General features: G+C 44.6%; 10 protein-coding genes. 6 read left to right on the top strand and 4 right to left on the bottom strand.

All coding sequences use genetic code 11. From position 1 onward, the window contains the following. Positions 1–77: 77 nt before the first annotated feature. Positions 78–2,120, top strand: a complete 2,043-nt coding sequence (locus OH461_RS04110) for a putative bifunctional diguanylate cyclase/phosphodiesterase (protein WP_270019347.1) — start codon at positions 78–80, stop codon at positions 2,118–2,120. Position 2,121: 1 nt separating this feature from the next. On the opposite strand, the gene OH461_RS04115 is transcribed toward OH461_RS04110, so the two are convergent. Beyond that, complete coding sequence (locus OH461_RS04115) at positions 2,122–2,919, bottom strand: substrate-binding periplasmic protein (RefSeq protein ID WP_270019348.1); 798 nt, start codon at positions 2,917–2,919, stop codon at positions 2,122–2,124. Positions 2,920–3,155: 236 nt separating this feature from the next. Beyond that, entirely contained in the window at positions 3,156–4,748 is a 1,593-nt protein-coding gene (locus OH461_RS04120; protein ID WP_270019349.1) for an ABC-F family ATPase, read from the bottom strand. A gap of 202 nt (positions 4,749–4,950) precedes the next feature. Between OH461_RS04120 and OH461_RS04125 the strand changes: the two genes are divergently transcribed. From OH461_RS04125 to OH461_RS04135, 3 genes are all read left to right on the top strand, one after another. Further along, positions 4,951–5,925: a DUF2860 family protein gene (locus OH461_RS04125; RefSeq protein ID WP_270019350.1), complete on the top strand. Its 975-nt coding sequence runs from the start codon at positions 4,951–4,953 to the stop codon at positions 5,923–5,925. A gap of 194 nt (positions 5,926–6,119) precedes the next feature. After that, entirely contained in the window at positions 6,120–8,465 is a 2,346-nt protein-coding gene (locus OH461_RS04130) for an AAA family ATPase (protein WP_270019351.1), read from the top strand. Between the two features lies 1 nt (position 8,466). Beyond that, positions 8,467–9,342 (top strand): mechanosensitive ion channel family protein, encoded by an 876-nt coding sequence (locus OH461_RS04135; RefSeq protein WP_270019352.1) that lies wholly within the window; start codon positions 8,467–8,469, stop codon positions 9,340–9,342. Positions 9,343–9,402: 60 nt separating this feature from the next. On the opposite strand, the gene OH461_RS04140 is transcribed toward OH461_RS04135, so the two are convergent. Together OH461_RS04140 and OH461_RS04145 are read right to left on the bottom strand one after the other, a co-directional pair. Further along, positions 9,403–11,424 (bottom strand): sensor histidine kinase, encoded by a 2,022-nt coding sequence (locus OH461_RS04140; RefSeq protein ID WP_270019353.1) that lies wholly within the window; start codon positions 11,422–11,424, stop codon positions 9,403–9,405. 4 nt (positions 11,425–11,428) lie between these two features. Continuing rightward, the gene (locus OH461_RS04145; protein WP_270019354.1) at positions 11,429–12,865 is read right to left on the bottom strand and encodes a sigma-54-dependent transcriptional regulator; all 1,437 of its coding nucleotides are present in this window, start codon (positions 12,863–12,865) and stop codon (positions 11,429–11,431) included. Between the two features lie 302 nt (positions 12,866–13,167). Here OH461_RS04145 and OH461_RS04150 point away from each other — a divergent pair, with 302 nt between their 5' ends. Both OH461_RS04150 and OH461_RS04155 read left to right on the top strand, forming a co-directional pair. Further along, a complete protein-coding gene (locus OH461_RS04150; protein ID WP_270019355.1) occupies positions 13,168–13,983 on the top strand; it encodes a substrate-binding domain-containing protein in 816 nt (271 codons plus the stop codon). 6 nt (positions 13,984–13,989) lie between these two features. Beyond that, entirely contained in the window at positions 13,990–14,688 is a 699-nt protein-coding gene (locus OH461_RS04155) for an ABC transporter permease (protein WP_270019356.1), read from the top strand. The last annotated feature ends 6 nt before the right edge of the window (positions 14,689–14,694 follow it).

The following is a 14,694-nucleotide window of genomic DNA, read 5'->3' on the forward strand; positions in this document are numbered from 1 at the left end:
AAATGGTCTCTTACATAGCGTAAAAGTACTGCTTTCAATAACCCGTGACCTCTATGACCATTATCAGGGGGCTTTCTATGCTCAGTAGTCAAAAGATAAATTCACTCGCCGTTCGACAAGCTAAAACCGTCTTCTTCGTCTCCGTCACCTTAGGTCTATGTTTTAGCTTCTATCAAATATTGATGGGGATACATCAGGAGCAGCAAGGTTTAGAGCAGCGCTATCGTTTTGAGTTATTGCAAGGCTACTCGAACGCGAGCCTTGCGGCCTATCATTTAAACGCGGAGCTTGCCGAACAAGTAGCCCATAGTCTAATGATGGATAAGACTCTCAGTAAAGTGACGATCATTGACGACTTTGGTGATGTTCTGGCTGAGCGAAATCGCCCAGCAAGTAAAAGTAATGTTTTTTCTTACCATTTGTCCCAATACCTCACCTCTGAAGACGCAAACTATTCAACGCCTTTACATCAACCCAATTCCAATACGGTTGTAGGTACACTAACGGTGACTGTTGATGGCGAAGAAGTCGCAAAACAATTTATCGCTAAATCCAGCAAACTTTTGCTGTTTGATCTGCTTAGAAACGTGCTTCTTACATCGATATTATTGATTTTCTTTTACTTCAAATTATCTAAACCACTGGTTTTATTAATCAATTGGGTTGGCTCACTAAAAAAAGGCTCAGATGTATTACCACCTAGCCATTTTGAAGATAACGAACTGGGTAAACTGACTAACACGTTTCATACGGTTTGGAAAGAACGCGAACAAGCCGAGCTACAACTAAATCAATTGGCGTATTACGACGAGCTGACAGGGTTAGCCAATCGCAGCTTGCTCCTTGAAAAACTTGAATTTGCTATTTCAGACGCGACCAATTTAAACCATACCGGCGCGCTTATTTATGTCGACTTAGATCGTTTTAAAACCATTAATGATTCACTTGGGCATACTGTGGGTGACAACCTTGTTAAGGCCATTGCGCAGCGAATGTCTGACAATATCAATGAAGATGTGACTGCAGCACGTGTCGGTGGTGATGAGTTTGCCATCCTGCTACCCAAGGCAAACTTTGAAGAGGTGAATCGCCATGCTCAAGCCCTACTCGCGCTTAATCATGAGCCGTACAATGTCGATGGCCATATACTTTATTGCACCGTGAGCCTAGGTATAGCGCTATTCCCAAATGCAGACTCAACCAGCATCGATTTGTTAAGACAAGCCGATACCGCGTTATATAAAGCCAAAGCGAATGGGCGAAACCAATCAATGCTCTATCAAGCTGAGATGCAAGCGCAAGTAGCCTCTTTTCTTGAGATCGAAAAAGGGCTGCATGAAGCGCTGGATAGTCAGCAATTAGAGCTGTTTTATCAGCCTCAAGTGAATGATAAGCACGAAATCATTGGGGTCGAAGCGCTTATTCGCTGGAATCACCCAGAGAAAGGTTTGCTGCCACCCGGTGTGTTCATGCCCGTTGCCGAAGAGACTGGGCAAATCATTAACATTGGTAAGTGGATCATCAACCAAGCGTTTAACCAATTCGCCCAATGGCAGCGCGACGACCTATTACCTCACTCATTTAAACGACTGGCGATTAACATCAGCCCTTTGCAGTTTGCTCAGCACTCTTTTGTATCTGATATTGTCCAAGCTCTGAATCGCGCCAATATCAGTGGTGAGAACATTGAGCTGGAAATTACCGAAAACTTGCTGCTTGAGAATGTTGAAGGTGCTATTGATAAGATGAGAGAGCTCAAACAGCATGGTCTTAAGATTTCGATCGATGACTTTGGAACAGGCTATTCGTCACTTCGATACTTAAAACACTTATCTGCCGATGTATTGAAAATCGACCGTTCCTTTGTCACTCAATTGCACTTGGATGAAAACGATCAAGCGATTGTCGATACGATCATTCTTACCGCTAGAAAGCTTAATCTTGAGGTGATTGCCGAAGGCGTTGAAGACAACGATGAGTTGGCGACGTTAAAACAACTCGGTTGTGACCAGTTCCAAGGCTACTTGTTTGATAAGCCCTTACCTGAAGCGCTCCTGATTAAGCGCTTCAAACACTACTGTTATGACGTGAAAGAACAACAAGTCGAATTAGAACATTAAGCTAGCGTTGTTGACGGTAGTTTTTCATTACAGCGCTGTCAGGTTGATAATCGTCGATCAGTTGTTGTAGTAACCCTTGGTTTTTCAATTTGTTTAAACTGGCACTCAGTGCATCAACCACTTCTTTCGGTGTGTTGTGTCCTGTTACTAACCACAATTGTTGACACAATTTGTCCACCTTAGCGACTTCCACGAACTCACTTGGGTTGTAGCCATATTGCTCCATGCGGTAAGGGAAGCTTGCAGTGACCATGGGTGCGAAATCCACGCGATCCATTTTGAGCAGTTTTATCGCTTCTTTGCCCTGATTAACGGGAATAATGTGGTGGAAATCTTCGCTTGTTATGAGCTCTTCAAACGAGCTCGCGATTTGCGCTGCAAAACGATATTGCGATAACTCACTTAAACTCGTTGCTGCAACCTGCGGACCTTCTGCTTTACGATAAACAGCGACCTCATATGGTGAAACCTCACCAATCCATTGGTACAAGGCTTCGCGTTCTGGCGTTCGAGAGATAGAGAACAAGAGTACATTTTCAAGTTGTTGGGTGTTTTTAATCGCGCGCTTCCAAGGTGCAAAACGTAACGAATTGACCTCCATTGGATAGGTTTTCGCCGCATCATCAATCACCGCTTGTACAAACTTAATGGTATAACCATCTGCTTGCCCATCAACTCTCACCTGTAAAGGTGGGAACTCTTGCGTGTAAAGATCCAACTTAATCGGCGCTGCCATACAGGTCGCGGATGCAAGTAAGCTAGAAATCAATAATGTGAGCTGTTTTCTTTTTTTATTCATGCAAATAGCGCTTTTTAACTGTGTCTATTTCGTCTTTGTCCGCAATGATGTCACTAAGTTTACATCGTTGGCTATATTAGTATTTGTTGCTGTGAGCCCGTTAGCACTTTCGTGGCTTTTAGTTCACTAATGACAAACTTAAGTACCGATAAATATTACGTTATTTAGGTAAATGGCGGATATAAAAAATCCCCTCATGGAGGGGATTTTCAACATTATCTGACGTCAGTCAGCGATTAACCTTCGATACCGCGCGCTTTAAGGAATTCTGCGTACGTGCCACGGAAATCGTGAATCTGACCATCACGAATTTCAAGAATACGTGTTGCAAGAGAGTCTACAAACACACGGTCGTGCGATACGAAAAACAATGTGCCTTTGTACTGCTCTAGTGCCGTATTCAATGACTCGATAGATTCCATGTCCATGTGGTTAGTTGGCTCATCCATTAGCAGCATGTTTGGTTTATGCATCATGATTTTACCTAAAAGCATACGGCCTTGCTCACCACCAGATAGTACTTTTACCGACTTTTTGATGTCGTCTTGGCCAAACAGCATACGACCAAGGAAGCTACGTAGAACTTGCTCATCATCGCCTTCTTGACGCCATTGCCCCATCCAATCCATTAGGTTCATGTCTTTTTCGAAATCATCAGCATGGTCTTGTGCGTAATAACCAATGTTTGAGTTCTCAGACCATTTGTAAGAACCTGTGCGTGGTTCTAATACGCCTGCGATAGTGTTAAGCAGCGTTGTTTTACCAACACCGTTCTCACCGATGATAGCAACACGCTCACCCACTTCGAAAATCGCGTTAAAGTCGGCAAACAAATCGTTTTCAAAACCTTGGCTTAGGTTTTCAACTTCTAATGCGTTACGGAATAGTTCTTTTGATTGCTCAAAACGGATGAATGGGTTTTGGCGGCTTGATGCTTTTACTTCATCAAGTTGGATCTTATCGATCTGTTTTGCACGAGATGTGGCTTGTTTTGCTTTTGATGCGTTTGCAGAGAAACGCGCTACGAAAGTTTGTAGCTCAGCAATTTGCGCTTTCTTCTTCGCATTATCTGCCAGTAGACGTTCACGCGCTTGTGACGCTGCTGTCATGTATTCATCGTAGTTGCCGTGGTAAACACGCAGTTCACCGTAGTCCAAGTCAGCCATGTGGGTACATACTGAGTTTAGGAAGTGACGGTCGTGCGAGATGATGATCATGGTGCAGTTACGTTGGTTTAGCGTTTCTTCTAACCAACGAATAGTATCCATATCCAAGTTGTTGGTTGGTTCGTCAAGTAGCATGATGTGCGGGTCAGCAAACAGTACCTGTGCTAATAGCACACGCAGTTTCCAACCTGGTGCAACTTCGCTCATTAGGCCAAAGTGTTGCTCTTCAGGGATACCTACCGCAAGCAGCAGTTCACCTGCTTTTGCCTCGGCCATGTAACCGTCCATTTCAGCGAACTGAACTTCTAAATCGGCTACTTTCATGCCATCTTCTTCACTCATTTCTGCTAACGAGTAAATACGGTCACGCTCTTGCTTTACTGCCCAAAGCTCTTTGAAACCCATGATAACCGTGTCGATTACCGTGAACTCTTCGTAAGCAAATTGATCCTGATTCAGCTTCGCCACACGTTCGTTTGGATCGTAACTTACGTTACCGCCCGATGGTTCAAGTTCGCCACTCAGAATTTTCATGAATGTCGATTTACCACAACCGTTCGCACCGATTAGGCCGTAGCGGTTGCCCTCGCCAAACTTGACTGAGATGTTTTCAAAAAGTGGCTTCGCACCAAACTGTTGAGTGATATTCGCTGTGGAGATCAAAATCTTTACCTTAGCTGGTTATGGAATAAGAGTATAAAACCGCGCAACGTTACTGATTATGGTGACCAACTGCAAGCTTTGATTTGTTTTTACCAATAGATAGGCGGATAAAACATTTGAAAATGTCTAAAAAAAGTCAATTACACTAATTTGACGTCACTTTAAATAGAGTACCGCTAAACAGAAAAATCAGGGAATCCCTATGAAAAAACTAATCGCGGTAAGCATTACCCTAGCACTATCCTCGCACGCTATGGCGGAAGAAGTAGAGACAGGCTTTGGGGGCGAAATTGGCCTTGGTATCAGTTACTTCTCTCAAGACGGTAACCTGAATACAGCAAATGACACTCAACTGAATAATCCAGAACAAACACTAGGCGCTGAAGCTGAACTCAATCCAGAAATTATTGGTGAGCTTAATTACACCTTTGGCCAACAAGGCAACCATCAAGTTTTCATCTCTACCAATAATGAAGAAACCATCAGCGCAGACCTAGCCGTTGAACTGGGTTACCGAACTGGTTTTAGTGACGATTCGACTCTATCGGTAAGTTACTTAACTGCCCTTGCAGCAGACGAAACGTGGGCTAATCCATACCTTGTTAACCAAAAACGTGAAGTAACAGAAGTCTCTAGCAGCGGCTTTAGACTGGAGTATGACAATATCGCAGGCTCTGGTTTTGGTTTTGAAGGTCTTTACTACAGCGAAGATGTCGACAGCGAGCGTTCAGGTGAAGGCCTTGCGGTTGATACCAATCTATTACAACGCAGTGGGTCTGGATTTGAGTTGGGTTTTGAATACGAAATGCAACTGACCAACGACTCTACGCTGACGCCTCGTCTAAATTATGGTTCGTTCTCTGCGGACGGTGACGCGTTTAGCAATACGACGATCGGTGGCGAGTTAACTTACTTGAAAGTGATGGGTAACCACGCCTTAGGCTTGCAAGGTTTCTACAACAATGTTGCGTTTGATGGCGCTAACCCACTATTCGATGACAAGAAACGCACTGATAGCGAATATGGCTTTAGCGCACTTTATCAATATCAAGGCTTTATGGGATGGGAAGATGTGTCACTACTTGGTCTCGCTTCTTATGAAGTGGGCGACTCTGATATCAACTTTTACGATGTCAACGAGTACCAATTAGGCGCTGCGGTTTCATACTCTTTCTAGTACAACCGCCTAATTTTCCTTCAAGCCAGCTGAGTTTCAGCTGGCTTTTTTCATTTCTTTGTCAATAAAGTCCCGTTCTAACTCCCACGTATTGTTCACGTTTATCAATCTTGTATGCTGTAAAAGCCCGCTAAACCACGCTAAGTGCTTAGAGGGTCTACAATAAATCTAATTAATTAAATCAAGAGTGTATTATGCGAACATTTTTGCGCTTTCTGTGTTGGTTGGGCCTCATAGGTTCATTTTCAGCTGCCGCAAATTGGCAATACGACGACCAATACTCCCCACAAGTTTCTGAGCAAGCAACGAACATCGCCTCACAAGTTCATGCCCTGCCTGAGCCTTTGTTTATGAGCAACAAAGACAGAAACAATGTCAGACGCTTGCTCTCAACCACTTTGACGCAGCAAGACCGTGAAATAAGCGCCTTCGCTCAACAACTAGACCATTACCGACAAGAAGACAACGAGCAAAATTGGCATTTGGTGCAATCAAGCTATTCGACTCTACGCAGCTTGAGTCAAAGCAAACAAGCCTTGTTAGAACTTAGTGATGCAACGGTCAGAGATCAACTCACAGGGTTTGGCCCATATGGAGTGACACAATTTAAACAAGAGTGGAAGCTAACTCAGCTCAACAGTGAATACCTGATTTACTTTCAGATCCGCAGCTTTAAATCTCTGATTAATGATATTTTGATTTCACCTATTCCGGTAATTTGGGCCGGGCTTAAAGTCTTTTTCATCTATATCGGATTAACATGGTGGTTAGCCAACAGCCAGCGCCTTATTAACTTGTTTAGAGAAACTCAGTTGGAAAACCAGACTAAGCCTGCTCTTTGGGTCCGTTTGATTTGGTACATCAGCCGAGCACATCGAGCAATTGCTTGGCTGATTGCCATTACCTTGTCACTGAGAGTTTTGGCTGCTATCCCTAGCCTGCAGCACCTCATATTGCTCGAAATCTTTACGTGGTGGGTACTTGGTGGCTCAATTGCGATCAGTTTTATACTCGAATTTGCCTACCGTAACAGTCGCTCATCAAGCGCTGAGAGTATTGCATTGCGCCTCTCAACTATCCGCCGCTACGTTTGGAGCGCCATTATCGCTGGCGTTATCTTGCAATTGTCGCTGCATACCTTAGGCAAAGGCACCATTTATTATTGGATCTACAGCGCGTTGTTCTTCTGGTTCGTACTGATTACCATCTCAGTATTGGGCATTTGGCGTGATAAGGTTTTTTCAACCATTGAAAAGCTGTCTGATAAACCTGTTTGGGTCAATTGGGCGGTATCAAGACAAAACGTTTACTTGCTGCGTACCATTGCAACCGCCATTGCGGTGGTTTGGTTGACTGTTTATAACTTTAAACATCGCATTATCGCTGCGCTATCCAATTACACCTTGTTCAGTCAGGCTCTGGCTTATTTATTTAGAATTGAGGTGGCGAAGCAAACCAACCTCAACCGTAGCCACGAGCACTTGGTACGCATTAAAGGTGAGCAAACGTTCGAGCTGGTTTCACCGGGTTCGTACCACAGCACACTTATTGACTACGCAGGAGAGGAAGTTAAGCAGCTGAATCGCTATCTGATGACAGATAGCCCTGCTATTTGCGTTTTAAGCGGCGAGCGCGGCGTAGGCAGTACCACGCTACTTACTTCGCTGCTGACTAAGGTGAAAAACGCAGAGCCTATTTATCTCAATTGCCCTTACTCAGGTTACAAAGAGTTACTTGCTCATCTTGCGGTGAGTATTGGGCTTGAAGAAGATGCCACTGAAATTCAAATCTTGGCGCATTTGCGCAAAAGTGAAACGGCCTATCTTATTGCCATTGATAATGCTCAACGTTTGGTTAAGCCGATGGTTGGTGGTTTATCTGATTTGATGAAGCTGACTAACTTGCTGCGCCGTTCTAAAAAGAATCACCGCGCTATCTTTTCTATTGAAAAAGCAAGCTGGCGCTTTGTGGATAGAGCGCGTGGTGAGCGTTTGTTGTTTGATTTGGTCTGCTTCCTACCAAGATGGACAGAAAAACAGATCTGTGAGTTATTAGATACCCGCGTGAATCAACCTGAGCAACCGCCACTTTCGTTTGATGGTTTAGTCGTACCTAAGCAGTGGGATCAAGAAGAAGTCACCGAAGAAGAGCGCGCTAAGCTCGGATTTTATCGTATCCTTTGGCACTATTCAGACGGCAACCCAACCGTCGCACTAAGATTTTTCCGCTTATCGCTTAATCGAGATAAAGAAACTGACCAAGCCGTTGTACGATTGTTCCACGCACCTGAGTCGATCGAACTCGAAAAAATGCCTAAGCCAATGTTGGCGGTACTACGCTCTATTGTGCAGTTAGAGATCGCCTCTCCGGAAGTTTTGTCCGAATGTACTCAGCTTAGTATCGCAGAAATCACCGGCACACTGCGCTATTTCCAAAGCCGCGGGTATATCGAATGGAGTGAAGACAAAGCTCGAGTGTCTGACCACTGGTTTAGACACATTACCAATGTATTAGACCGACAACATCTATTGGTGAAGTAACATGATGAGATTTCTATTTTTCGTTTTAGTGTTCGTTTCGGCTCCGAGCTTTGCCAGCGAAGAAGTGGCCAGCGTTGAGAATATCTCACAAATCGCCAGCTTGATTCGGTGGAGCGGCGTGTTCTTCTCGTTATTGATCATCGCTGCCACTTGGTTGTTGCTAAAATTCTTAAACTCACTGGTTGATAGTATTGGTAGCCAGTTCGCTCAATACCGAATGATGCTGCAAAAGCTGCAATCTTTTACCCAATTTTTCATCTACATGGGTGCGGGTATTTTGGTGTTTATGATGAGCTTTAGAATCAACGACCAAATCTTAGCCCTGATTGGTGGTACGTTAGCGGTATCCGTTGGTTTTGCGCTGAAAGACCTTGCAGCATCGTTTATTGCTGGGATGACGGTGATGGTTGACCGACCATTCCAAGTCGGTGACCGCGTCACCTTTGAAGGAAATTATGGTGACATTATTGCTATTGGCCTTCGCTCAGTACGAATGCGTACTCTCAATGACGACATCATTACTATTCCAAATAACCGATTCCTTAACGAGGTTACGGTAAGCGGTAACTATGGCGCATTGGATATGCAGGTTGTCATCCCATTTTACGTCGGAATGGATGAAGATATCGTACTTGCTCGCGATTTGATTCAAGAAGCCGCGTCATCAAGCCGTTACATTCATCTACCTAAGCCTGTGACAGTGTTGGTAAAGCAAACCATTGCCGATAACTACTTAGCGATTCAGTTAACCTGTAAAGCGTATGTGGTTGATACTGCTTATGAAAAACTGTTTGAAACCGACATAACGTTACGCGTAATGAAAGAGTTCAAACAACATGGTATTAAACCGCCGAAGATCGCGGTAAACAGCCCATAACAACAAAGAAAAACGGCTCGTCAATGCGAGCCGTTCATTTAGTTCAATCAAAACAACAAGCTAACGAGTTGTCACCAGTAGATCGATGTTGTTTTCAACTTTTTTCGGCAAATAGACACTAAAGCAGCTACCTTTGCCCCACTCTGACTCCACAGTAATCTCGCCTCCGGTCTGGCTTAAGATACTTTGTGAAACCGATAAACCTAACCCTGTTCCATCACGGCGAGTGGTATAGAAAGGTGAAAAAATACGCTTTAAGTTTTCAGGCTTAATACCGCAACCTTCATCTTGAATATGCACCACCGCGCCTCTGTCTTGCCCATCTTCAATCCAGTCTTCACTGCTGATGGTCAGTTTCCCTTTGCCCTGCATGGCGTGAATGCCGTTCATTTGCAAGTTAACTAATATTTGCAGCAACTGATGGCGGTTCACCTCTACCGAAGTATGCGCTTTGAGGTTAGAGACAAACTCAACATCGCGCTTTTTGCTCCCGGTTTTCACCAAGGTAATGCTTTCTTCGATAATCGGATTAACGTGCTGCCACGTAATTTCATCTTGTACGCCACCCTGTCGGCTATATTGCAAAAGGCTTCGGGTGATATTGCGAATACGGTCGATCTGCGCGTGAATAGCTTCAAGCTCATCCTTAACGCGATCGCTGTCATCCCCTAACTCGAACTGGATCAGCTCAACGTTACCCAAGATCACTGCGCTCGGGTTATTGATTTCATGAGCAATACCTGCGGTCAGCTCTCCCAATGCCGAGAGTTTTTCATGAATGACCAGTTTATCGCGTGTTTGGTTGAGCAACTGAATATGCAGCTCTAACTCAGAGGTTTTCTCTTCTAAGCTTGCCGTTCGGTGTTGTACTTTGGCTTCAAGCTGAATGGCCGCTTGCTCCAATTCGTTTTTTTGCTGACGAAGCAAATCAAGCATGTTATCAAACTGCTTAGCGAGTTGAGCCAATTCGTGCTCTTCATCCAAGCCTAAAGGACCGATACGGGTGTCTTTACCCATTTGAATCATCTTTACTACGCGGTGTATATGTTCGATGGGGTTAAACAAGTCTCTTGAGCCTCGATAAACGAACACCCCAGAGATGAGAAGCAAGGTTAATGTGGTGACACTAACCTCGGCAATATTAGTCATGTACGCCTTGAGGAATGGCCAAATCAGATAACCGGTATAGAGCATACCGATCACTTTATCGTGCTGATCTTTAATCGGCTCATAGGCGGTAATGTACCAAGCATCATAAACGAAAGCTTTATCCACCCATTGCTTGCCTTGGGTTAATACCGCGTAATCCACTTCATCCGATACGCGAGTACCGATGGCGCGACCTTCTCGTTGCTCACTGTCTAATGGCACGTTAGTACTGACGCGCAAGTTATCCAAAAACAAGGTCAACGTGCCGATTGGGCGCAAGCTATCATGGCTTGATGGATAAATCAGGTCGCGTATTTGGTCGACTAAAACCGTACTGTTGTTTAGCAGCAAACCACCATCAAGAAAGCCGACGATCTTGTAATTGTTATCTCGCACCGGAATGATGGTACGGCTAACTAACCCACGCTGCTCAACTTTACGCTCATCTAACACCGCGACTTGCGCGCTTTTCGCCAAGTTCTTATCCAGCTTATTAAGCTCTTGAGCAGAAAGAACATCAAAGAATGACTCTTTCCCCGTCAACACCTGATGAGAAATGTCTTCATCGCGGTGCAAGTATAAAAAGTCTAAGTTGTAGCGGTTCTTTTGTTCAGACACCCACTGTTGGAGAGCTTGATCGTCTTGGGACTCTGCCAAACGAGTTCGGAAATCATAAGACTCGGCGAAAGATTTAACATGGTTGGCTTGCTTTTGCTGCAACAACACAACACTGTTGTTCGCGACACCTAAACGCTCGGACACATCCACTAACGCGCTTTGCCATGTATAGTGGATAGACCAATAAATAGTAATACCGATCAGCGCAATCAAAGTGAAAATAATAGGCGCTGAGGTAAGAAACATTAGGCGATAACGCACCATGGTTTTGAAGCGATATCGCCACTTAGCGATCAAGTTAATGCGGTTTGGCATCGGCTTATTCCTCAGCGTCCCATTCTTTATATTTACGCTCTAACGTTTTACGCGCAACACCTAAATCACGAGAAGCGGCAGATTTGTTGCCATCATGAAAATCCACCAACTGCTGGATATGCGATTTTTCGACTTCTTTCAGCGTCCAAGAGTTCGGGTAACCTTGGCCGACTTCTTTGGTGGGTTGCTCAAGCTCAATCAATTGCGCGCCGGAAGAAACCGTCATCGATACTCTCGGTTTATCATGGATACCCTCCACTTCACGCCAATAGTGCGCAGGAGGCTTGCCGAGCAAAATGCAACGTTCAATCAAGTTTTTTAGCTCACGGATATTACCCGGCCATTGATAGTCATGCATGGCTTGAATGTCTTCGTGCGCCCATTTTGGATCAGGCATGGCCAGTTCTTTAGACAGCATTTTAGTAAAGAACGGCACCAAATCATTGAGATCAGATTTTCTATCTCGCAATGGTGTTACATCGATTTTTAATACGTTCAAGCGGTAGAACAAGTCTTGGCGGAAGTTACCCTTTTCTACTTCTTGTTGAAGGTTTCGGTTGGTCGCTGCGACAACTCGAACGTCAACGGTGATCTCTTTTTCGCTACCTACAGGTCGAATGGTTCTCTGCTCTAGCACGCGCAGCAACGCTGATTGCATCGCTAGCGGCATCTCACCAATTTCATCTAAGAACAATGTGCCGCCATTCGCCACGCGGAAAAGGCCTTCGCGGTTTTTCTTCGCACCAGTAAACGCGCCTGATGTATGACCAAACAGTTCACTTTCAAGAAGTTCAGGCGCTATTGCCCCGCAGTTGACCGGTACAAACGGCCCTTTACGTTGGCTCGCTTCATGAACACCACGGGCAACTAACTCTTTACCCGTACCTGATTCACCCTCAATCAATACCGAAGCGCGTGATGGAGCAAATTGGGTAATCAGCTGTTTAAGTAATTTAGTTCGCTCTGAATTGCCGACAATTTCGGTGGTAATGTGACGATTAAAGTCATGACGAAGCGCATATTGCAAACGTTCGTTAAGGCGTTTGTCCATGCAGCGCTGAACAGATTGCAGCATTTGGCTCAGATTAAACGGCTTAAGAATGAAATCTGTCGCGCCAAGCTTTAGCGCAGAAATGGCGGTTTCTAAATCCGCATATCCAGTCATAAAAATAACGTCTGCTTTACGATCTTCATCGGTAAAGGCTTCTTCCCACTCAATGCCAGAGCGTCCCGGAAGGTTAATATCAAGGATGATCAAATCATAATGGTTTGATGTGCGCAGACCCTCAGCTTGTTCAATGCTGCCTGCCGTATCTACTTTGGAAAACATTTTACTTAATGCTTTTTGCAGGATGGTTTGCATCCCTACTTCATCATCAACCACCAGTACTGAAAACGCTTGGTATTGGGACAGTTTATTTTCGTCGATCGTTGGCGACATGAGTTCTACTCTTATTATTGTGGGATTGGGTCAGAGTGTACCAAGTTTATCAGGCAGGAATCGAGAACAATTGAGACAAATTGTCTCATGAGCCATTTTATCCCAGCCGAAATGAAGATTTTTTGTAGCAAAAACAAGCAAATTGAGACATTTAAACTTGGCATCTAGTTTGCAAGTACCTGCGCACAGATCATCGAATCAGCTTTGTGATCTCGCCCAGCGATTTGATATCAAACATAATTTAACGTCGGAAGCACCAAGCCAGTTTTTATGGCATTAGGCAAAACATGGAAAATAAAACAATGAAAACCATTAGTTATACAGTCATTACAGCGTCTTTAGCCCTTGCAAGTTACTCAGCGACTGCGGAAGAAGCACCGCATGTACGTTTGGCGACCACAACCAGTACCTACCACTCTGGTTTATTAGATTACCTTCTACCAGAATTTGAAAAAGACACCGGTTACAAAGTCGATGTTATCGCTGCTGGTACAGGCAAATCTCTTAAAATGGGGGAAAATGGCGATGTAGATTTGGTGATGACTCACGCACCAAAAGCGGAAGCAAACTTTGTAGAGAAAGGTTACGGCGTTCTACCTCGTAAACTTATGTACAACGATTTCGTTATTGTTGGCCCTACTGCTGACCCAGCAAAAGTTGCTGATCAAAAAGACGTGGCTCAAGTGTTTAAGAACATTGCATCAAGCAACGCGACTTTTGTCTCTCGTGGCGATGATTCAGGCACACATAAGAAAGAAAAAGGCATTTGGGAACAAACAAGCATCGAACCAAACTTTGGTGGTTACCGCTCAGTAGGTCAAGGCATGGGCCCAACTCTGAACATGGCTTCAGAAATGCAAGGCTATACAATGACTGACCGTGGTACTTGGTTGGCATACAACAACAAGCTTGATCTTAAAATCTTGTTCCAAGGCGATAAGAAGCTATTCAACCCTTACCAAGTGATTCTGGTGAACCCAGAGCGCTACCCAACCATCAACTACCAAGGCGCAAAAGTGTTCAGTGATTGGCTAGTGAATCCTAAAGGCCAAGAGCTTATCAACAGCTTTAAACTGAATGGCAAACAACTGTTTGTTGCCAACGCTAACGAGAAATAATCACGTATGAGCCTGTGGCAAACCACTTTAGATGCGTTGTCATTATTGGTCAGCTTTGACCAACAACTATGGGAGATCGTTGCGGTCTCCTTTAGTGTTTCTTTGACCTCGATTACCTTGGTGTTACTACCAGCAATTCTGTTCTCTTTTGTACTCGCTTACACCGAGTTTCGAGGCAAATGGTTACTGCTATCCTTAATTAATACGCTGCAGGCAGTGCCAACAGTGGTCATCGGTTTATTGCTTTATATGCTGTTGTCCCGTTCAGGTCCCTTGGGTGACTGGCAAATGCTGTTTACTCAAAAAGCCATGATATTTGGTCAAATGCTGATTTGTTTCCCTGTGTTGGTTTCAATGATGCATGGCGCATTGCAATCCAGTGATCGCCGCGCAGTGGAAACGGCCATTACGCTTGGCGCATCCATGACGCGTTTGGCGGCAACCATGATTTGGGAAACGCGTTTTCCGTTACTCGCAGCGACCATCGCGGCCTTCTCTCGCATTGTGACAGAAGTGGGTTGTTCGATGATGGTCGGTGGCAACATTATGGGGGTAACAAGAAATATCCCCACCGCCATTGCAATGGAAAGCCATAAAGGCGCGTTTGCGCAAGGTGTTGCATTAGGAATTGTATTACTCTCATTAGCATTAGTGCTGAACTGCATGCTGACTAGCATGCGCGGTAAAGGCTATTTGAGAACTTAAGGCGCT

Origin of the sequence: Vibrio sp. LaRot3, from assembly GCF_027587025.1 — a bacterium.
GTDB lineage: Bacteria > Pseudomonadota > Gammaproteobacteria > Enterobacterales > Vibrionaceae > Vibrio.